Annotated in this window: 17 protein-coding genes, 1 tRNA gene and 1 riboswitch; of the genes, 11 read left to right on the forward strand and 7 right to left on the reverse strand. The window is 66.2% G+C overall.

Going from position 1 to position 19,217, the window contains the following annotated elements; all coding sequences use genetic code 11:
- Positions 1-184: 184 nt before the first annotated feature.
- From JNG39_RS08760 to rnr, 3 genes are read right to left on the reverse strand one after another with little or no spacing between them, the layout of a single operon-like run.
- On the reverse strand, positions 185-457 hold the full coding sequence (locus tag JNG39_RS08760; protein ID WP_368310759.1) for a hypothetical protein: 273 nt from the start codon (positions 455-457) through the stop codon (positions 185-187).
- Positions 454-1,200, reverse strand: coding sequence for a 23S rRNA (guanosine(2251)-2'-O)-methyltransferase RlmB (gene rlmB / locus JNG39_RS08765; protein ID WP_247367224.1), 747 nt, complete (start codon positions 1,198-1,200; stop codon positions 454-456). The genes JNG39_RS08760 and rlmB overlap by 4 nt, the downstream gene beginning before the upstream one ends.
- Before the next feature lie 3 nt (positions 1,201-1,203).
- On the reverse strand, positions 1,204-3,894 hold the full coding sequence (gene rnr, locus JNG39_RS08770; RefSeq protein ID WP_368310828.1) for a ribonuclease R: 2,691 nt from the start codon (positions 3,892-3,894) through the stop codon (positions 1,204-1,206).
- A 199-nt stretch (positions 3,895-4,093) separates the two neighbouring features.
- Here rnr and JNG39_RS08775 point away from each other — a divergent pair.
- From JNG39_RS08775 to JNG39_RS08800, 6 genes are all read left to right on the forward strand, one after another.
- Positions 4,094-4,178, forward strand: a tRNA-Leu gene (locus JNG39_RS08775).
- A 143-nt stretch (positions 4,179-4,321) separates the two neighbouring features.
- Complete coding sequence (locus JNG39_RS08780; protein WP_368310760.1) at positions 4,322-4,957, forward strand: CDP-alcohol phosphatidyltransferase family protein; 636 nt, start codon at positions 4,322-4,324, stop codon at positions 4,955-4,957.
- Positions 4,954-5,571, forward strand: coding sequence for a lysophospholipid acyltransferase family protein (locus tag JNG39_RS08785; RefSeq protein WP_368310761.1), 618 nt, complete (start codon positions 4,954-4,956; stop codon positions 5,569-5,571). Before JNG39_RS08780 ends, JNG39_RS08785 begins: the two co-directional genes overlap by 4 nt.
- The gene (locus tag JNG39_RS08790; protein ID WP_368310762.1) at positions 5,568-6,509 is read left to right on the forward strand and encodes a phosphatidate cytidylyltransferase; all 942 of its coding nucleotides are present in this window, start codon (positions 5,568-5,570) and stop codon (positions 6,507-6,509) included. Before JNG39_RS08785 ends, JNG39_RS08790 begins: the two co-directional genes overlap by 4 nt.
- A gap of 65 nt (positions 6,510-6,574) precedes the next feature.
- A complete protein-coding gene (locus tag JNG39_RS08795) occupies positions 6,575-6,931 on the forward strand; it encodes a hypothetical protein (RefSeq protein WP_368310763.1) in 357 nt (118 codons plus the stop codon).
- 59 nt (positions 6,932-6,990) lie between these two features.
- The gene (locus JNG39_RS08800; RefSeq protein WP_368310764.1) at positions 6,991-7,218 is read left to right on the forward strand and encodes a hypothetical protein; all 228 of its coding nucleotides are present in this window, start codon (positions 6,991-6,993) and stop codon (positions 7,216-7,218) included.
- An 80-nt stretch (positions 7,219-7,298) separates the two neighbouring features.
- Here the strand turns inward: JNG39_RS08800 and JNG39_RS08805 are convergent, their stop codons facing one another.
- The 3 genes from JNG39_RS08805 to JNG39_RS08815 all read right to left on the reverse strand — a co-directional run bounded on the left by JNG39_RS08805 (position 7,299) and on the right by JNG39_RS08815 (position 11,906).
- The gene (locus tag JNG39_RS08805) at positions 7,299-8,666 is read right to left on the reverse strand and encodes a serine hydrolase domain-containing protein (protein ID WP_368310765.1); all 1,368 of its coding nucleotides are present in this window, start codon (positions 8,664-8,666) and stop codon (positions 7,299-7,301) included.
- Positions 8,667-8,688: 22 nt separating this feature from the next.
- On the reverse strand, positions 8,689-10,659 hold the full coding sequence (locus JNG39_RS08810) for a ricin-type beta-trefoil lectin domain protein (protein ID WP_368310766.1): 1,971 nt from the start codon (positions 10,657-10,659) through the stop codon (positions 8,689-8,691).
- A 350-nt stretch (positions 10,660-11,009) separates the two neighbouring features.
- Positions 11,010-11,906, reverse strand: a complete 897-nt coding sequence (locus tag JNG39_RS08815) for a LysR family transcriptional regulator (RefSeq protein ID WP_368310767.1) — start codon at positions 11,904-11,906, stop codon at positions 11,010-11,012.
- Positions 11,907-12,003: 97 nt separating this feature from the next.
- Between JNG39_RS08815 and JNG39_RS08820 the strand changes: the two genes are divergently transcribed.
- Positions 12,004-12,828 (forward strand): SDR family oxidoreductase, encoded by an 825-nt coding sequence (locus JNG39_RS08820; protein WP_368310768.1) that lies wholly within the window; start codon positions 12,004-12,006, stop codon positions 12,826-12,828.
- Here the strand turns inward: JNG39_RS08820 and JNG39_RS08825 are convergent.
- Positions 12,803-13,453: a TetR/AcrR family transcriptional regulator gene (locus JNG39_RS08825; RefSeq protein ID WP_368310769.1), complete on the reverse strand. Its 651-nt coding sequence runs from the start codon at positions 13,451-13,453 to the stop codon at positions 12,803-12,805. The genes JNG39_RS08820 and JNG39_RS08825 overlap by 26 nt on opposite strands.
- Positions 13,454-13,531: 78 nt before the next feature.
- Between JNG39_RS08825 and JNG39_RS08830 the strand changes: the two genes are divergently transcribed.
- The 4 genes from JNG39_RS08830 to JNG39_RS08845 all read left to right on the forward strand — a co-directional run bounded on the left by JNG39_RS08830 (position 13,532) and on the right by JNG39_RS08845 (position 19,173).
- Positions 13,532-14,260 carry an SDR family oxidoreductase gene (locus JNG39_RS08830; RefSeq protein WP_368310770.1) on the forward strand — a complete coding sequence of 243 codons (729 nt, stop codon included), beginning with the start codon at positions 13,532-13,534 and terminating at the stop codon, positions 14,258-14,260.
- Positions 14,261-14,435: 175 nt separating this feature from the next.
- Positions 14,436-14,529: riboswitch (glycine riboswitch) on the forward strand.
- A 42-nt stretch (positions 14,530-14,571) separates the two neighbouring features.
- Positions 14,572-17,439: an aminomethyl-transferring glycine dehydrogenase gene (gcvP, locus tag JNG39_RS08835; RefSeq protein WP_368310771.1), complete on the forward strand. Its 2,868-nt coding sequence runs from the start codon at positions 14,572-14,574 to the stop codon at positions 17,437-17,439.
- Positions 17,440-17,638: 199 nt separating this feature from the next.
- Complete coding sequence (locus JNG39_RS08840; RefSeq protein ID WP_247367255.1) at positions 17,639-18,301, forward strand: carbonic anhydrase; 663 nt, start codon at positions 17,639-17,641, stop codon at positions 18,299-18,301.
- A complete protein-coding gene (locus JNG39_RS08845; RefSeq protein WP_368310772.1) occupies positions 18,298-19,173 on the forward strand; it encodes a bestrophin family protein in 876 nt (291 codons plus the stop codon). The genes JNG39_RS08840 and JNG39_RS08845 overlap by 4 nt, the downstream gene beginning before the upstream one ends.
- The last annotated feature ends 44 nt before the right edge of the window (positions 19,174-19,217 follow it).

A 19,217-nucleotide genomic window follows, 5' to 3' on the forward strand; every position in this document is an offset into this window, starting at 1 on the left:
GCCGTCCCCATGGGCGGGTGGCATTGCGCCAACCCGTCACCATCTTAGCGGGGCCACCTGACCCGGGTGTAACCGCCTTACCGCTTCGTCGGGTTTTCGCCGATGCGATCGGCTCCCACCCCTTCGGTAGGAAGCTCCCTGCCGAAGGGGTAGGAGCCGATCGCATCGGCGAAACACGGTTGCCTCAGGGCACGATTTCCGCCGCCCGCCTCGCCCGCACCCCGCGCACGATCCCATACACGCTGATCAGGAACCACGCCAGCTCCTGCAGGAAGGCCGAGAGATTGAACATGCCGAAGATCAGCGACAGCAGGATGCCGAAGGCGCCCACCAGGTTCATCACCTGGTAGGGATAGCCCTGCCCCGACAGCTTGTGCGCCTGAAGCAGGAAAAACGCCACCAACACCAGCGCCACGCCGATCAGGCCGGCCCAGTCATGCCAGAACAGGTTGTTCATCGCTTGGCTCCTCGTTGCCGCAAGGCCTCGAACAACACCACGCCGGTCGCCACGGACACGTTGAGGCTCTCCATGTTGCCCGGCATCGGGATCTTCGCCACGAAATCGCAGGTCTCGCGCGTGAGGTGGCGCATGCCGTCGCCTTCGCTGCCCAGCACCAGGGCCACCGGCCCCTTCAGGTCGACGTCGTAGAGAGACTGCTCGGTATCGCCCGCCAGGCCGGTGATCCACACGCCCGCATCCTTCAACGCGCGAAGGGCGCGCGCCAGGTTGGTCACGGCCAGCATCGGCACGAGATCCGCGCCTCCCGCCGAGGCGCGACGCACGGTGGGCGTGATGCCCACCGCGCGATCCTTGGGCACGATCACCGCCGTCACCTTCGCCGCCGCGGCGCTGCGCAGGCAGGCACCGAGGTTGTGCGGATCGGTGACGCCATCGAGCACCAGCACCAGCGCATCGGAACCGGCGGCTTCGAGCAGCCCTTCCAGATCGCGCTCGTCCTTGAGCGGCGGCGTCTCGTAGCGGGCGATCACGCCCTGGTGACGCGGTTCGCCACCGATGCGCTCGAGGTTGTCCTTGCCTACCGACTTCACCTGGATACCGCGCTTACGCGCCTGCGCGGCGATGTCGTTCACACGCGCGTTCTTCGAGTTCTGCTCGATGAGTACTTCACGGACTCGCTCCGGGTCGTTGGCGAGGGCGCCTTCCACCGGATTGATGCCGACGATCCACGTCTCGCTCATGACTTACGACTTGCTCCTGGGTTTGCGCGATGCCGACTTCGTCGCCGGAGCCTTCGTTTCGGAGGCCTTTTTCGCGACGGTTTTCTTCACCGCGGTTTTCTTCGCGACGGCTTTCTTGGCGACGGCTTTCTTCGCCACCGCTTCCCTGCCGATCGCCTGTCTGGCCGTTGCCTTGTCGGCTGGCCGGGCTGCCGCGCCGTTCTTCGCGGCAACCTTCCCGGCCGGCACCTTCGAGACCGCGGCGGGCTTGCGTGCCGGCACGTCGGCGCCCGAACGCGACCGGCGCGACGGCACGACCTCGACCCGCTCGGCGGAAGGCCGCGCATCATCGCCAACCGTCGCGGGCGGAGCAACCCCGGCTTTCGGCTTGCGCGTGCCGCCGAGCCTCTGCGCCATTTTCTTCACCGCACGGCCGAACGCCTTGCCCGCTTCGGCCATGGCGTTGCCCGGCACGTATTCCTTCGCCACCGGCGCGGGCGCAGGCTTGGGCAACGACTGCAGGCGCGCCACCAAACGGAAATCGATCTTGCGATCTTCCAGGCTCGCGCGCAGCACCTGCACGCTCACGTAATCGCCCAGGCGGTAGCTCGCGCCGGTGCGCTCGCCCGCCAGCAGGTGACGGGTGGGATCGAACTTGTAGTAGTCGTTGGGCAGTTGCGATACGTGGACGAGGCCGGACACCCGCGATGCCGCTAGCTCCACGAACAAGCCGAAAGAAGTGACGCCCGTGATGGTGCCGGCGAACTCCTCGCCCACGTGCTTTTCCATCCACGCGCACTTGAAGCGTTCGTCGACGTCGCGTTCGGCTTCTTCCGCGCGGCGCTCGCGCTGCGAGCAATGCACGGCCATCGCGGCCATCTGCGCCTCGCTGTACACGTAGTCCGACGGCTTGCCCTTGGTGATCGCATAACGGATCGCGCGATGCACCAGCAGATCGGGATAGCGGCGGATCGGCGAGGTGAAATGCGCGTACGCATCCAGCGCCAGGCCGAAGTGGCCCTGGTTCTCCGGGTGGTACACGGCCATGCTCTGCGACCGCAGCAGCACCGACTGGATCAACTCCGCTTCGGGACGATCCTGCACCTTCTTCAGCAGCGCCGAGAAATCCGCCGGCGTCACCTCGTCGGCCGGGGGCAGCTTCAGCTTGAACTCGCGCAGGAACTGGAGCAGGTCTTCGTACTTCTCCGCCGGCGGCGGCGCATGCACGCGGTACAGCGCGGGGATCCTGCGCCGGGAGAGGAATTTCGCAGCCTGCACGTTGGCCGCGATCATGCATTCCTCGATGAGCTTGTGCGCGTCGTTGCGCTCGGAGGCACCCATCGACACCACGTCGCCCGACGGCGCAAGGCGGAATTTCACTTCGGGCGTCTCGAAATCGATGGCCCCGCGACGCTTGCGCGCTTTCGCCATGGCCTTGTAGAGGCGATGCAGGTTTTCCACCTGGGGCAGCACGTCGGCGATCTCCCGGCGCACTTCGGCGTCGCGCTCGCCCACCGCCTGCCAGACCTTGGTGTAGGTCAGGCGTGCGTGCGAGTACATCACCGCGTCGTAGAACTTCGCGTGCTGCACGTCGCCCTGCTCGTCCACTTCCATGTCGCAGACCATGCACAGGCGATCCACGCGCGGATTGAGCGAGCAGATGCCGTTGGACAGCGTTTCCGGCAGCATGGGCACCACGAAGCCGGGGAAGTACGTCGACGTGCTGCGCTCGTAGGCCTCGGTGTCGAGCGGCGTGCCGATGGGCACGTAGTGCGAGACATCGGCGATGGCCACGATGAGACGGAACCCGCCGCCCTTCAGCGGCTCGGCATATACGGCGTCGTCGAAGTCGCGCGCATCCTCGCCGTCGATGGTCACCAGCGGCAGGTCACGCAGGTCGACCCGGCCCTTGCGCTCGGCGGCGGTGACCTTCGGTTCCACCTCCTCGGCCTGGCGCACCACCTGGGCCGGCCATTCATGCGGCAGGTCGTGGCTGGCGATGGCCATTTCCACCACCAGCGACGGTTGCAGGCGCTGGCCGAGCACGGCGCGGATGGTACCCATCGGACCGCGATGCGGCGTCGGCGGATCGGTGATCTCGGCCACCACGATCTCGCCCGAACGGGCGCCCGCGTCGCGGCCGGCGGGAATCATGATGTTCTGGTGCAGGCGGCGGTCGTCCGGTTCGACGAGGGTGACCCCGTTCTCCACCACGATGCGCCCCACCAGGCGCGGCGAGCGGCGCTCCAGCACCTCGACGATCGCACCTTGGCGGCGGCCGCGGCGATCGATGCCGACCACGCTGGCGAGCACGCGGTCGCCGTGCAGCACGCTGCGCATCTGCGAAGGCGAGAGGTAGAGGTCATCCCCGCCCTCGTCGGGCCGGAGGAAACCGTAACCCTCGGCATTGGCGATCACGCGGCCGGGGATGAGGCTGAGCTTCTGGGCGGGCGCATAGCCGCCCCGACGGTTACGCAGGAGCTGGCCGTCGCGGATCATCGCCGCGAGGCGCTTGCCCAGCGCGTTGATCTCGTAATCGGTGAACAGTCGCAGGGCGCGGGCGATGTCCTCCGCGGACACCAGTTCGCCGCGCTGCTCGAGCAGCGCGAGGATGGCCTCGCGGCTGGGAATGGGTTGGTCGTAGCGCTGCGCCTCGCGCTCGGCGTGCGGATCGTTCACGGCCGGCGGCGGCAGCCGGTCGCGGAATTTGGCCAGCGCCTTGCCCGGGCGCGTAGCCTTGGCTTTACGGGGGCCTTTATCGCCACCGGAACCTTTCTTTCTCTTCGTCACGTAGGGACCTTGCAGGGGGCCGTCCCCATTTTGGGCGGCCGTGGTGAAAAATCGTTGACAAGCTTACCCGACCTGCCTAATCTACGCGGCTCACGGGGCAGACAAGTCTGCTACCGGGACACCTGCCCAGGTGGCGGAATTGGTAGACGCACTAGTTTCAGGTACTAGCGGGTAAAACCGTGGAGGTTCGAGTCCTCTCTTGGGCACCAATTATAAGACAAAGCCTCGCAGCGATGCGGGGCTTTGTTTTTTGACAGGTTAACCGAGTTACCGGTTGCCGAAATGGCGGGGCAGGATGCGCCCCTCCCTACACCGGTCCATTCAGGACAGCAGTAAGCCAAGGAAGATGCGCATGTCAGAGGATGATCGTCGGCCCATCGCATCGCGTCGTTCGAGCTGGGCTAAGGCACTCGCCCGGGCGATCGGGCGATCGGGCATCACACCCAACCAGGTTTCGACCGCCAGCGTCTTCTTTGCTGCCATGGGCGCCATGACCTGGGCATGGCTGACGCCTTCGGCGTGGGCATGGCTGTTCGGCGCAGCGTGTGCACAGCTCAGGCTCGTCTGCAACCTCATCGACGGTATGGTCGCCATCGAAGGCGGTATGCACACACCGTCCGGCGCGGTCTTCAACGAAGCGCCCGATCGATTCGCCGACATGCTGTTTCTTGTCGCGTTCGGCTATGCGGCCCTGATTCCCTGGGCGGGATGGATAGCAGCCATGGCCGCCGTCATGACGGCGTACGTACGCGCACTCGGGGCCAGCCTCGGCAACGGCCAGGATTTTTCCGGGCCGCTCGCCAAACCCCAACGCATGGCGGTGGTCACCATGGGAAGCGTCGCCACCGCCCTGGAGGCATCGGTCCACGGCACGATCTACGCCGCGCAACTGACGATCCTCGTCGTTTTAGCCGGAACATCATTCACCGTCGCCAGGCGATTGGTTCGACTCTGTCGCACACTTGCCGCGTACGGACATCAATCATGATCGATGCACTTCTCGTGGCACTGACGCGTGGATTGGTCGGAGCACAGCCCAGCTGGACCGAAGAGCTCCAGAAAATCGACCGGCCATGCATATATTTCGCCAACCATACGAGCCACCTGGACACGCTGGCCATCTGGTCGGCTTTCCCGCACTCGCGGAGACGATCCGTACGGCCGGTGGCGGCAGCCGATTATTGGAAAACGGGTGGCCTCCGATCCTATATCGCCGACCATGTCCTGCGTGCCATCTACGTCGACCGCAAGCGCGACGATCTGGAAAAGGATCCGCTTGCTCCCATCGGCGACGCGCTATCCCTAGGCGATTCCATCATCATGTTTCCGGAGGGAACGCGTGGGCGATCACGCCTGCCCGGACCGTTCAAGTCGGGGCTGTACCGGCTCGCCCGAAGGCATCCCGACGTCGTCCTGGTGCCCGTCTACCTGGATACGCTACACCGGAGTCTTCCGAAGGGCTGTGTCCTTCCCCTTCCTATCCAATGCACGGTGAACTTCGGCAAGCCGACCTCACTTTCGTCGGATGAATCCAAGGAGGCATTCCTCACGCGTGCGCATGCCGCCGTCGTGTCCCTGGCCGGCACGGAGGGATGGGCATGAGCGACATCCCTAAATTGGCGTGGGTCATGGCCGGAATCTTCGGGCTGCTGCTCATTGCGTCGCTCGTAGCCTGGGCACTCAGCTGCAGGGCGGGCCCTCAAGGCCCGTCGTTGATCCTGCGGAACCTGAACCAGCGCATACGTGCCTGGTGGGTCATGGTAGGCGTTATGTGTGCCTGCATGGCGTTGGGAAGCGGAGCTACCCTCGTGCTTTATTCGCTGCTGTCAGCATTCGCACTGCGCGAGTTCGTCACGCTCACTCCTACGAGGCGGGGCGATTACTGGCCCCTCGTCGCCTGCTTCTACGTCGCGCTGCCGCTTCAATACATCCTCATCGGCATGCAGTGGTACGGTATGTTTGCCATCATGCTTCCAGTCTATGGTTTTCTCCTACTCCCGGTCCTCGCGGCGCTGGCGGGCGACACGGAACACTTTCTGGAACGATGCGCGAAGATACAATGGGGACTGATGCTCACGGTGTACTGTCTGAGCCACGTCCCCGCGCTGTTGATGCTGCAGGGACCAACGCTCGGAGAACACGGTTTCGTCCTCTTGCTGTATCTGCTCTTGGTCGTACAGCTCAGCGACGTCCTCCAATATGTTTGCGGCAAGCTCTGGGGCAAGCACCTCCTGGCCCCACGGGTCAGTCCGTCGAAGACGGTCGAAGGACTCGTTGGCGGCGGTCTGGGGGCGACGCTGGTGGGTGCGGCACTTTACGCGATGACGCCTTTTTCGTTTGGACGCGCACTGGCCATTTCTGCGTTGATCGTCGCCTGCGGCTTCTTCGGAGGGCTAGCCTTGTCCGCCGTCAAGCGCAGTCTCGGTGCCAAGGATTGGGGTACGATGATCGAAGGTCATGGCGGCGCGCTCGATCGACTCGATTCCGTCGTCTTCGCTGCACCGATCTTCTTCCATGTCGTACGCTGGCTTTACGGATGAGCGGCCTGCATCGGGTGCCGTCGTGACATCATCCTGGATCCCGAATCCCCCCCCAAGGCGATCGCGTGAATTTTCGGCTCATTACTGAACTCCCGTCGACGGCGATCCCTCTACTTGCCGCCGCCATCACGGCCCGGGACGCCATGCAACAAGCCGCACGCGCTACCGCGACGACAGCTGACGAGCTTCGGCGGTACGCGAAGTTCTCACGCCCCGGCCAGCCGTCGGCGCATATCGTGCAACTACGGCAGAAACAGGCGGCGGCGCGCATGGATTCCGCACGCGCGAAACAGGCCTTTCTTGGCGCAGCCAACGGATTCATCCACGCATCCGGGCTGGCCGTTCCTAAAGGCATGTCGATGGAGGCATTCATGCTTGAATGTATCCGTCAGACCGCCGAAGATATCACCGGCCGGAAGTAGCCGCCGCACGCACTGAATTCAGGCGTAACATGGGATCGACCCCAACGAGGTACTTACGGATGACTGCCCGTTTCTCGCCCAACCTGGCCGCCCTACGCGCCGGCGCGTTTTTCGGCATTCTCGCTACGTTCGGGCTGGTGGTGCTGATACCCCTCGGTCTGGAAAAGCTCTTCGGCATGCACATCGCCAAGGCCTGGGGACTCGGCGACCTCGCCGCGCCGCTTTGCCTTGCGGGCGCCCTGCCGGGTGCAGCATTTGCCACCCGTCGCCGAAAGATCTCGGCGTAAACGCCCCGCGAGGAATGCGGATCGTCGTAACGCGCGCGCCAGCCTCGACGATGGCCGGTCGCGCACTTGCGACCGATGGATCACGGGCCTTTACACGCGGCGACACGCCGCTCGACACGCCCCGTATCCGCACCGTCGGCGTGGAACTCCAGCCCGGTAACGGCTCCTGATCGGTCGCGTTCTGGACGGAGATAATCGATACCGTCTCCCGCATACACCAGTACATCGTCCGACGCGGCATCCAGCTTTCGTTGCGGACCGTCATCGCGGCGGATCCAGGCCGATCCGTTCTTGACGACCACGGCATGGCATCCACCATCCTTGATCGCGTAGGTGCCAGCCACCGCGCCGAGGCTCGATGCACTCCACGCCTTGGCGGCGAAGAAACGATAGGGACGCCCCATGACCGTTGCCGCGATGCGATGCGCCAGCGAACGCGCCAGCCACGTGGGCGCGTCGGAGTTTTCCAGCACGGCCACGGCGATGTCTTCGCCGGGCAGGTAGACGTAGTGAGCGGAATATCCCTCGATGCCTCCGGAGTGCTCGACGACCGCCGTGCCGCGCAAGGTCCCCGGCACCATACCCATGCCGTAAGGCAAGTCCACGTCGCCGATGCGTGCGGGCGTGGACATGGCCTGGAAGGCCTGCCTTCCCGGCACGTTACCGGTGGCCATCCCGTGCAGCAGCATCGCGATGTCCGATGCCGTCGACGTCATTCCACCGGCCGCTCCCGGTCCCGAGATGGAATAGGCCACCGGGCGGACGACCTTCCCCGCCGCGTCGACCGAGTAACCCGACGCCATGCGCGGAACGATGGCCGCGTCGTCGTGGAATCCCGTATGCGTCAGGCCGAGCGGCGCCAGCACGAGGTCGTTCTCCGCCTGGTACCACGGCTTGCCCGTGATCTTTTCGAGAAGGGCGCCGAGGAGCATGTAGCCCGAATTACTGTATCGCCAATCCGTGCCGGGAGCGAAATCGAGTGGAACCGAACCGATATGCCGAACCAGGCCAGGCGTATCGAGCACGTCGGTCAACGGCACATCCCAGCCGTCACTCACACCGGAGGTATGCGTCAACAGTTCGCGTACCGTGATGTCCTTCGCATGGGGAAATCCGTGAAGCCAGGTGGATAACCTGGCGTCGAGGTCGATGCGGCCCTGCGCCTGAAGGCGCAGGATCGACGCGGCGGTGATCGTCTTGGTCAGCGAACCGATCCGCAGGACGCTCCCGGTTTCCATGGGAACGCCCAGTTCCATGCTCGCCAGGCCGCGCGCCTGGGCGTACACGATGCGACCACCCTGCGAGACCGCCACGGTCGCACCCGGACCATCCTTCGCGATCGTGTCGACGATGGCGTCCACCCGCGATGTCCACGCGGGCACCTCCTCGCCCGATGCCACGGTGCTGACGGCAAGCAGCATCGACGCAACCATCCAGCACATCTTCATGACATCCCCTCCGTATGCCGCATCACTTTAATGGCGCTCCTGGACGAGGTCCAGGAGCGCCCGGTTTCGGTGTCGCAACCTGTAGGCCGGCGCGCAACACGATCGGCGTCCATCGCTGCTCCGCCCCGACGGGACGGTAACGCCCCATCCACTCGGCGGGAACGGTTCCCGCTTGCGTGCCGAAAGGCGCCGGCACGAGTTCGCCCGCCAACGGCGCGTTCGGGTATCCGGACCATGGCTTCAGCGCCGAAGCATGGGGATTGACCGGCGTGGCGTCGAAGCGGCCGGCCGGCGCGAAGAAGCGCAGGTTGCCGTTTTCCACGTACAGCCGGTGATAACGATCGCCATACCCGCTATGGATCCGGTCCGCCCGCCATTCCCAGACCTGGTCGTTGGACAGCGAACAACGCGCCGTCACCAGCACGCGACGATCGAGATCGGCCTGCAGGCATCGACCGTCGGCTCGATTGACGTAACGCCCCTCGCTGTCGAATCCCCACATCTGGGCGCGGTTCGTGGGATCGCACGATGCCAGCCTCACCGTCCCGCCGTCCTGGGCGATGCATCCGCCCACGCCTTCGTTGGAACGCAGCAGCACGGTGATTTCGCTGGAGAGAAACGGATGGGAAAGATCCAGGTCATAGGACACCGTCTTCGACAGCGTGATCGTCCGGTCGTCATGTTTCCAGTCCGAACCCTCCCACCACCAGGTCTTCTCGTTGCGGTCGTATCCCAGGTCGATGCGCACGTTGGCCATGCCTTCGTAATCGCCCGCGAGTTTCCAGCCCGACCAGGTCGCCATCGTGGCGTTTCGCATCATGGGCGTCATGCGTTTCTCGGTGAGATCCACGCCGTCGGCATACACGCGTTCGACGAGCGAATGCTTCAATGCCGGGGCGATCGGCGCTTCCCAGAGCATGCGTGTTCCCCTGTCGGTCGGATGTGCCGAGAGGGAGTAGTCGTTGAAGCGGAAACGAAGTTCTTCCCGGCTCGTGTAGGAATAATTGAACGACAGATTGAAGGGAATCTTCGCGGCGAGGAGGGAATCCGGCTTGCCGTCGACCGAGAGCGAATCGCCCGACGTGCCTCCGATACCGATGGTCCTTTCATGGGTCTGGGCGTAATCGAACTCCGTGCGACCGTCGCTGAGCGGAAGATAGTCCACCAGCGTCACCGGCGCGTTCGCCGCGGTTACCTGGTGGCTCACGCGGAAGGTCCACGGCAGGTAAGCCGCCGTCAGGTTCACGCCCTCCTTGTGCCCCTCGAAGATGCCCGCCCCCGGGAGGTTCACCGAAGGCCACGTATGCACGTGGATTTCCTTGTCGTCGCCGGTGCGTGTCGCGCTGCGGATGACGTCGATCGACAGGCGGCCGGTAATCTCGTCGGTGCCGGTATCGATCACGCCTTCGTGGATGCGCAACATCGGTATCGGTGCCGATTCGCCGGCCGACGTGAGCCGCAGCTCGGCGCCCTGGGCATCGGCCTGGGCCTGGAAGTCGGCCAGCCCGTCCAATAGCGCACGAAGCCGGTGCGCGTCCGGGTGCGCCTCGTCCGAAACCAGACCCAGCATGTCGATGTCGCCGTTGGGCTCGCGAATGAAGACAGTATCGCCTCCGTTCGGAGCGATCCCGAAGAATCGAGCCACCCGATGCCTGTCGGCCCCATCCATGCATACGAATACCGGTATGCCCGCTTGGAACCATTCCCATAGGCGGCCGCGTTCGTCGCCGAGGCGGTCCAGTTCCCCGGCGGCGACAACGGCCATGGCGCCACGTCCGGCAAGTTCGGCGGCGGAAAGCGTGCTCTTTCGCAAGGCGGCCTGTCGCGGCACGTCGACCCGCTCATGAACATGGCCCTCGTGCGTGCCGAAGACGATGAGCGGAGGATCGACGGTTTCGGCCGCGGAGGCTGAAGTGATTGGGGCAAGGCCCAGCAAGAGGATGGTGCCGATGACGGATGTCAGCGAACGTCGATGGGGGAATGCGGACTTCATAACGTCTCCTTGTTGTGTCCGCTCTCAACACTAGCCAGCCGAATCGCTTTGTCGATAAGCGAATGGCTCAAGCCGAAACGAAGCGTCCGCGGCTGCCGACGCCCCGGCCACGAGCGAGGCGCCCTGCTTTCAATACGTTAGGCCGCCTCAACCATCCTTTGACCTAGTCCGGCCCGCCTGCGGCGCCCGCCTTCCCTTACCCTGGCCGCATCCATCCGCCGACAGGAAACCGAAGCGTCATCCGACGCGGGCAGGCAACCCAACGATACCGCCGGCTACGTGCCGTCTCACGGACGGAAGGCGCCGTTCGCGTAGGCGAAACGCGCCCTTCGAAGCCCGTGGCCTGCGCCTCAGGAGGGCCTGCGTTCCCGCACCAGATCGAGGAACGCGCGCAATCCGGCCGACATGTGCCGATGCGCGGGGTAATAGACGCTCAGCCCGTCGAAGTACGGACACCAGTCCTCGAGCACGGGTGTCAGCAGGCCTTTCTCGATGTAGGGCGCCACACGCGCCTCCACGGTCCAGATCAGGCCCATGCCGTCGAGCGCGGCCGCGAGCATGAGGTGATCGCTGTCGAAGCCCAGGGGGCCGTCGACGTCGATGCGCCGCTCCTCGCCACGCTTCTCGAAGTCCCACGGATACCACTTACCGCTCGGCAGGCGGCTGCGGATGCAGGTGTGGCGCCGCAGGTCTTCGGGCACCCTGGGCTTGCGCCTGCCCTTGAAGTACCCGGGCGAACCGACGACGAGGAAACGCAGCCGTCCCGTGCAGCGCACGGCGACCATGTCCTGGGGCACCTGGTCCGTGGCGCGGATGCCCGCGTCGAAACCCTCCGCGACGATGTCGACGAAGCGTCCCTCGGTGACGACGTCGAGGCGCATCTCCGGGTAACGACGCACGTATTCGAAGAGGATCGCATCTGCCAGCAGCATCGCCGCGCCCTCGGACGTGTTGATCCGCAACGTGCCCGTCGGCGTTTCGCGGAACGCGTTGGCGTCGTCCATGGCGGCGGCGATCTCGCCCAGGGCCGGACGAACGCGCGCGACGAATTGCTCACCGGCCTCGGACAACGAAACGCTGCGCGTCGTGCGATGGAACAACCGCACGCCCATGCGTCGTTCCAGCATCGCCACGGCATGGCTCAGCGCCGAGGGCGACATGCCCACGGCGACGGCCGCGCGACGAAAGCTGTGATGCGTGGCGACGGCGAGGACCGCCTGCAACTCAACGAGGCCAGCCTTGTGCATTGTGCGAAACCCTGCATCGATTCATCCCGCATTAGCCTGATTGTTCGGCCACCCGGTCGCAACTAGTTTTCTCCGCATCCACCACGGAGACATCCCCATGCCCCAGACCGTCCTCATCACAGGCACCTCCACCGGTTTCGGCAAGGCCACCGCCGAGCATTTCGCCGCCCATGGCTGGAACGTCGTCGCCACGATGCGCCACCCGGCATCCGGCGACGCGCTGGCCGCCCTGCCCGGCGTCCTCGTCAACCGCCTCGACGTGCAGGATCTTCCCAGCATCGAGCAAGCCATCGCCGAGGGCATCGAACGGTTCGGCGCCATCGATGCGGTGGTCAACAATGCCGGCTTCGGCCTCTTCGGCCTGTTCGAGGCCACGCCCCGGGAGAAGATCCAGGAGCAGTTCGACGTCAACGTGTTCGGCGTGATGGACGTCGTCCGCGCCATCCTGCCCCACTTCCGTGCGCGCCGGTCGGGCACGATCGCGAATGTCAGCTCGGGCGCGGGGGTGTTCGCCCTGCCCATGATCCCGCTCTACACGGCCAGCAAGTTCGCCCTGGAGGGGTTCTCCGAGTCCCTGTCGTACGAACTGGCCTCGCAGGGCATCACCGTGAAGATCGTCGAACCCGGCGGCGTGCTCGATACCGGATTCGGCAGCCGCTCGGCCAGCGAGGCCGGGCGGATGAACGTACCGGCGGATTACGAAGCCTTCGCCACGGCCACCCTGAAGGTATTCGATGGCCTGCGGAGCAAGCGCCTCGCCACCTCGCAGGACGTGGCCAAGGTGATCTTCGACGCCGTGACCGACGGCACCGATCGCCTGCGCTACCTCGCCACCGAGGACATCCGCCCACTGGTCGAGGCGCGCCGACAGACCTCCGAAGAGACCTATATGGCGCTCATGCGGGAGAGCTTCCGGGTCTGACGGATGACGCCAGCAGGTAGGCGCGGCATACGGCCGGCAGTTCCCTGCGCAGTAGCTCGACGTTTTCCGTGGACGCGTCCTTCTCGAGCACGACCTGGACGGCGCCGGTCAGCAGGATGCGCCAGGCACGGGCGATCCTGTCGGGATCGTCGAAGCGGGCGTCGGGAACGCCGCGCAGGAGATCGGCGAGAATCCGTTCCGCGCGACAGACGATGTCGGTGACGAGGGCGGCCGTTTCCAGTTCGGCCGCCACCACGTACAGCGCGCGGGTGCCCGGCATGCCATCGACTTTCGCCTCCAGATAGGCCGCGGCCAGGCCCTCGGCGATCTCCGCCAGCGGCGCATCGCGCAGTCGCGAGGCCGCGGCGTGCAGGACCGCGATGACGTCTTCCAGATAGGCCTCCAGCACGGCATAAAGCAGGGCGTTCCGGTGCGGGAAGTACTGGTACATGGTGCCGACGGACACGCCCGCGCGGGCGGCCACCCGGGTGGTGGTGAGGCCCGCATAACCGTCGACCAGCAAAACCTGAATGGTCGCCTCGAAAATGGCGGCGACCGTGGCCGCCGAGCGGGCCTGGCGCGGCGTTTTCCTTGGCTTGAGGGCTTCCGTGGGTACGACGGGCATATGCGAATGTAAAAGCTCGGCAGGGGTTCCCACCTACTCTTGGGGGCAACCCGCCACCTATCCAACGAGGAACCCGCCATGACGACGCAAGATCGCATCACCCTCATCACCGGCGCCAACAAGGGCATCGGACTGGAAGCCGCCAGGCAGCTGGGCAAGGCCGGGCATCGCGTGCTCCTCGGCGCCCGCGACGCCGGCCGCGCGAAAGCGGCGGCGGACACGCTGCGCGCCGAGGGCGTGAACGTGCGGGTCGTCCGCATCGACCTGGACGATCCGTCCTCCATCGCGGCCGCCGCCGCGGACGTCACCGCGCAGGAGGGACGCCTCGACGTGCTGGTCAACAACGCCGCGATCGTCGATCCGGCCGACGGCCCGGCGGGCACGGCCGACCTCGCCGCCGTGCGGCGCATCTTCGACACGAATTTCTTCGGCAGCGTGGCGGTGACCCAGGCCTTCCTTCCCCTGCTGGAGAAGTCGACGGCCGGACGCATCATCAACGTCTCCAGCGGCCTGGGCTCGATCGCGCTCAATGCCGATCCCACCTGGGAATACGCCGCGGTGAAGCTGCTCGGCTACAACGGGTCGAAGGCGGCGCTCAACCTCTTCACCGTGATCCTCGCCGCGGAGCTGAAGGACAAGGGCATCCTCGTGCATGCCGTGAACCCGGGCTACACCGCGACCGATCTCAACGGCCACAGCGGCCACCAGACCCTGGCCGAGGGCGCGCAGGAAATCGTCCGCCTGGCCCGCCTCGACGGCGGCCCGACGGGCACCTTCACCAGCAAGGACGGCACCGACCCCTGGTAAGGGACGCCCGGAGCCGCGCTCACCGCCGCACCGGCCTGTGCCGGTGCGGCGGTTCCCCCTACCGCCCGGCGACCTTTGTATAATCACCGCCTTCACCGCACGGTGGGAGAAGCGGACGGACCCGCTGCCGAAGGCGCAACGCCCGTAATCGCTCAGGCTCCCATACCACCGCGCGAGACATCACTCTGGAGAGACCGGTTCGATCCGGCGCCGAAGGTGCAAGGGGTACCCACCCCCAAACTCTCAGGCAAAAGGACAGAGGGGCGCCCCACGTGCCGGCACGGCACGTATCTACGGATGCCCCCAACGCCATGAGCCAGACCTCCTCTCCCTCGCTGCGCGACCTCGAGAACCACGGTGCTTTCATCGAGCGCCACATCGGCCCCAACGATGCCGAGATCGCCGACATGCTCGCCGTGGTCGGCCACGGCACGCTCGACGCGCTGACCGACGCCATCGTTCCCGGCGCCATCAAGTCGCCTGCCCCGCTCGCCCTGCCCGCGGCGGTCACCGAGGAAGAGGCCCTGGCGAAGATCCGCGCGCTGGCCGATCGCAACCAGGTGTTCCGCAGCTTCATCGGCCAGGGTTACTACGGCACGCTCACGCCCAACGTCATCCTGCGCAACGTGCTGGAGAACCCGGCCTGGTACACGGCCTATACGCCCTACCAGGCGGAAATCTCCCAGGGGCGCATGGAAGCCCTGATCAATTTCCAGACCATGGTCGCCGACCTCACCGGCATGGACATCTCCAACGCCTCCCTGCTCGACGAGGGCACGGCGGCCGCCGAGGCGATGACCCTGGCCAAGCGTTCGGCCAAGTCCAAGTCGAACGTGTTCTTCGTGTCCAAGGGCGTGCACCCGCAGACCCTCGAAGTGGTGCGCACGCGCGCCGAGGGCCTGGGCATCGAGCTGCACGTGGGCGACGACGCCGAGGCCTCCTCGGTCGACAGCTTCGGCGTGCTGCTGCAATACCCCGACACCTTCGGCACCATCCACGACTACACCGCCGTGGCCGAGGCGACGCATGCCCGCGGCGCCATCGTCTGCGTGGCCACCGACCTGCTCGCCCTCACCCTCATCGCGTCGCCCGGCAGCTGGGGCGCCGACATCGTGGTGGGCAACACGCAGCGCTTCGGCGTGCCGTTCGGCTTCGGCGGCCCGCACGCGGCGTACATGGCCTGTCGCGATGCGTACAAGCGCTCGATGCCGGGCCGCCTGATCGGCGTGTCCGTCGACGCGGAAGGCAAGCCGGCCTACCGCCTCACGCTGCAGACCCGCGAACAGCACATCCGCCGCGAGAAGGCCACCTCGAACATCTGCACCGCGCAGGTGCTGCTGGCCGTGATGGCGAGCATGTACGCCGTGTACCACGGTCCGGAAGGCCTCGTGCGCATCGCGCGCCGCACGCATCGCCTGGCGACCATCCTCACCGTCGCGCTGCGCCGCGCCGGCGTCGCCGTGGGCGGCGACTTCTTCGACACGCTGCACGTCACCGGCGTCGATGCCAAGGCCATCCACGGCAAGGCCGCGGCCGCCCGGGTCAACCTGCGTGCGATCGACGCCTCCAGCGTCGGCATCAGCCTCGACGAAACCACCACCCGCGCCGATCTCGCCGCGCTGGCCGGCATCTTCGGCGCCGCCATCGACGTGGACGCCATCGACGCCGAAGCGCACGACGCCCTGCCGAAGGCGCTGCTGCGCGGCATGGACTTCCTCCAGCATCCGGTGTTCAACACGCACCACAGCGAGCACGAGCTGTTGCGCTACCTGCGCGGCCTCGCCGACAAGGACCTCGCGCTCGACCGCACGATGATCCCGCTGGGCTCGTGCACCATGAAGCTCAACGCCACCGCCGAGATGATCCCGGTGACGTGGCCGGAATTCGCCAACATCCATCCGCTGGCCCCGGCCGACCAGGCGCGGGGCTACAAGCAGCTCATCGACGAACTCGAGGCGATGCTGGTGGAATGCACCGGCTACGACGCCGTGAGCCTGCAGCCCAACTCGGGCGCGCAGGGCGAATACGCCGGCCTGCTCGCCATCCGCGCCTACCACCGCTCGCGCGGCGAAGGCCATCGCGACATCTGCCTCATCCCCGAATCCGCGCACGGCACCAACCCGGCGTCCGCGCAGCTGGTGGGCATGCAGGTGGTGGTCACGCGCTGCGACGCCAACGGCAACGTCGACATCGACGACATCCGCGAGAAGGCCGAGAAGTATGCCGACCGCCTCGCCGCCATCATGATCACCTACCCCTCCACGCACGGCGTGTTCGAGGAAGACGTGGTCGCCATCTGCGACATCGTGCACAAGCACGGCGGTCAGGTGTACACCGACGGCGCCAACATGAACGCGCTGGTGGGCGTGGCCAAGCCCGGCAAGTGGGGCTCGGACGTCTCCCACCTCAACCTGCACAAGACCTTCTGCATCCCGCACGGCGGCGGCGGTCCGGGCGTGGGCCCGTGCGCGGTCAAGTCGCACCTCGCCCCGTTCCTCCCGCGCGCCTTCGGCAGCGAAGGCGACGTGGGCATGGTCAGCGCGGCCACGTTCGGCTCGGCCTCCATCCTGCCGATCTCGTGGATGTACATCACGCTGATGGGCACCGAAGGCCTGCGCAAGGCCACCCAGGTGGCGCTGCTCAACGCCAACTACATCGCCAAGCGCCTCGCGCCGCACTACAAGACGCTCTACACGGGCCGCAACGGCCTGGTGGCGCACGAGTGCATCCTCGACCTGCGCCCGCTCAAGGACGCCACGGGCGTCGGTGCCGAAGACGTGGCCAAGCGCCTCATCGACTTCGGTTTCCACGCGCCCACGCTGTCGTTCCCGGTGGCCGGTACGCTGATGGTGGAGCCCACCGAGAGCGAGTCGCGGCACGAGCTCGACCGCTTCATCGACGCGATGATCCAGATCCGCGAGGAAATCCGCGCGGTGGAAGACGGCCGCCTCGACCGCGAGGACAACCCGCTGCGCAATGCCCCGCACACCGCCACCATGGTGACGGGCAGCGAGTGGACCCACGCCTACCCGCGTGAACTGGCCGCGTTCCCGCTGCCGTCGCTGAAGCTGTCGAAATACTGGCCGCCGGTGTCGCGCGTGGACAACGTCTACGGCGACAAGAACGTGATGTGCGCGTGCATTCCGGTGGATGCCTACAAGGAAGACGTCGAGGCCTGACGGGCACCGGCCCCGCCCTCACCGGCGGGGCTTTCGCTTGGTAGGAGCCGATTCATCGGCGATCGGGCCTCGCCGCGTCTTCGCTCCGTTGGCTTTTCGCCGATGAATCGGCTCCTACCGAGCCTGCGCCGTAGGAGTGGCCCATACGGCTCGTTGAGCTTTGCCTTAAACTGCGCCATCTGACCTCCAAGGTGAGCGCATGACCCAGGAAACCCGCAACGACAGCCTGCTCGGCCTGCTCAAGGGCGTGGAAGGCTTCAGCCAGAACGTCTTTCCCGAAAGCCAGGAGCTCTTCAGCGAACTGGCCGAAGGCCAGAGCCCGCATACCCTGTTCATCACCTGCGCGGATTCCCGCGTGGTGCCCGAGATGATCACCCAGACGCGGCCCGGCGAGCTTTTCGTCTGCCGCAACGTCGGCAACATCGTGCCCGGCTACGGCGAGATGCTGGGTGGCGTATCCGCGGTGGTGGAATTCGCGGTCGCCGTGCTGCGCGTAAGCAACGTGGTGGTCTGCGGCCATACCGACTGCGGCGCCATGAAAGGCCTGCTCAACCCCGAAAGCACGAAAGACCTGCCCACCGTCACCGCGTGGCTGCGCAATGCGGAGGCGGCGCGGAGCGCCGTGTTCGCGCGCAAGCTCGAAGGTCGCGAAGCGCTCGAAGCCGTGACGCAGGAGAACGTGCGCCTGCAACTCGCCCACCTCGGCACGCATCCGGCCGTGTCCGCCGCGCGGGCGAACGGTGCCATCACCTTGCAGGGCTGGGTCTACAACATCGGCGACGGCAACGTCTCCGTGCTCGACCAGGCCAGCGACCGCTTCATCCCGCTGTCCGAAGCCATCCAGCGCGAACACGACGCATGATCCTCCCGGGCCGCGCCCACCTCGGCCACATCCTCCGCTACGTCGGCAGGCCGCTGGTATGGCTGCTGGCCTGGGACGTCGCCGTGACGGCGCTATGGTATTTCGTGCATCCGGGATGGGTGGAATTCCCGGCCCTGCCGCTCACCCTGCTCGGCTCGGCCGTGGCCGTGTACCTGAGTTTCCGCAATACCACCGCGTATGCCCGCTGGTGGGAAGCCCGCACGCTGTGGGGCGCGATGGTCAACGCCTCGCGCTCCCTGGCCCGCGAAGCGGCCACCCTGCTCGCCGATCGGGACGTGGCCACGGCCGTGGCCCACCGGCAGATCGCTTACGTGCACGCCCTGCGCCTCCACCTGCGCAGGCAGGCGCCATGGGACGAGCTGGCGGGGCGCCTGGAAACCAGCGAGATGGAACGGCTTCGCGCCGTCGCCAACATCCCCAACGCCATTCACGCACGTACGGCGTCGCTCCTCGCCGCGGCAAGGCCCGACCCCATCCTGCTCGCCAGCTTCGCGCGCACGATGAGCGACATCACCAACGCCCAGGGTGGCATGGAGCGGATCAAGAACACGCCCCTGCCCCAGCAATACGCGACGTATCCGGCCATCTTCACCCACGGTTTCTGCCTGTTGCTGCCCCTGGGCCTGGTCGAAACGCTGGGCCTGTACACGCCGCTGGGCTCGACCGTGGCGGGTTTCCTCTTCCTCGCGCTCCTGCAGATCGGCAACGACATGCAGAACCCGTTCGAGAATCTCGAGGACGACGTGCCCCTCACCACCCTCACCCGCGCCATCGAGATCGACCTGCGCGACGGCCTCGGCGAAGCCCATGGCCTGGAACCCGTGAAGCCTGTCGACGGCATTCAGTGGTAAAGCCGTGACCCTTGGCACGGGACATCCCGCGCCCCTGGTATTTC

It is taken from the genome of Luteibacter sp. CQ10 (genome assembly GCF_040900725.1).
GTDB lineage: Bacteria > Pseudomonadota > Gammaproteobacteria > Xanthomonadales > Rhodanobacteraceae > Luteibacter.

Coding starts and splice junctions, on each gene's coding strand:
- JNG39_RS08760 (WP_368310759.1), bottom strand. CDS start 457: ATGAACAACCTGTTCTGGCATGACTGGGCCGGCCTGATCGGCGTGGCG.
- rlmB (WP_247367224.1), bottom strand. CDS start 1,200: ATGAGCGAGACGTGGATCGTCGGCATCAATCCGGTGGAAGGCGCCCTC.
- JNG39_RS08780 (WP_368310760.1), top strand. CDS start 4,322: ATGTCAGAGGATGATCGTCGGCCCATCGCATCGCGTCGTTCGAGCTGG.
- JNG39_RS08785 (WP_368310761.1), top strand. CDS start 4,954: ATGATCGATGCACTTCTCGTGGCACTGACGCGTGGATTGGTCGGAGCA.
- JNG39_RS08790 (WP_368310762.1), top strand. CDS start 5,568: ATGAGCGACATCCCTAAATTGGCGTGGGTCATGGCCGGAATCTTCGGG.
- JNG39_RS08800 (WP_368310764.1), top strand. CDS start 6,991: ATGACTGCCCGTTTCTCGCCCAACCTGGCCGCCCTACGCGCCGGCGCG.
- JNG39_RS08805 (WP_368310765.1), bottom strand. CDS start 8,666: ATGAAGATGTGCTGGATGGTTGCGTCGATGCTGCTTGCCGTCAGCACC.
- JNG39_RS08810 (WP_368310766.1), bottom strand. CDS start 10,659: ATGAAGTCCGCATTCCCCCATCGACGTTCGCTGACATCCGTCATCGGC.
- JNG39_RS08815 (WP_368310767.1), bottom strand. CDS start 11,906: ATGCACAAGGCTGGCCTCGTTGAGTTGCAGGCGGTCCTCGCCGTCGCC.
- JNG39_RS08820 (WP_368310768.1), top strand. CDS start 12,004: ATGCCCCAGACCGTCCTCATCACAGGCACCTCCACCGGTTTCGGCAAG.
- JNG39_RS08825 (WP_368310769.1), bottom strand. CDS start 13,453: ATGCCCGTCGTACCCACGGAAGCCCTCAAGCCAAGGAAAACGCCGCGC.
- JNG39_RS08830 (WP_368310770.1), top strand. CDS start 13,532: ATGACGACGCAAGATCGCATCACCCTCATCACCGGCGCCAACAAGGGC.
- gcvP (WP_368310771.1), top strand. CDS start 14,572: ATGAGCCAGACCTCCTCTCCCTCGCTGCGCGACCTCGAGAACCACGGT.
- JNG39_RS08840 (WP_247367255.1), top strand. CDS start 17,639: ATGACCCAGGAAACCCGCAACGACAGCCTGCTCGGCCTGCTCAAGGGC.
- JNG39_RS08845 (WP_368310772.1), top strand. CDS start 18,298: ATGATCCTCCCGGGCCGCGCCCACCTCGGCCACATCCTCCGCTACGTC.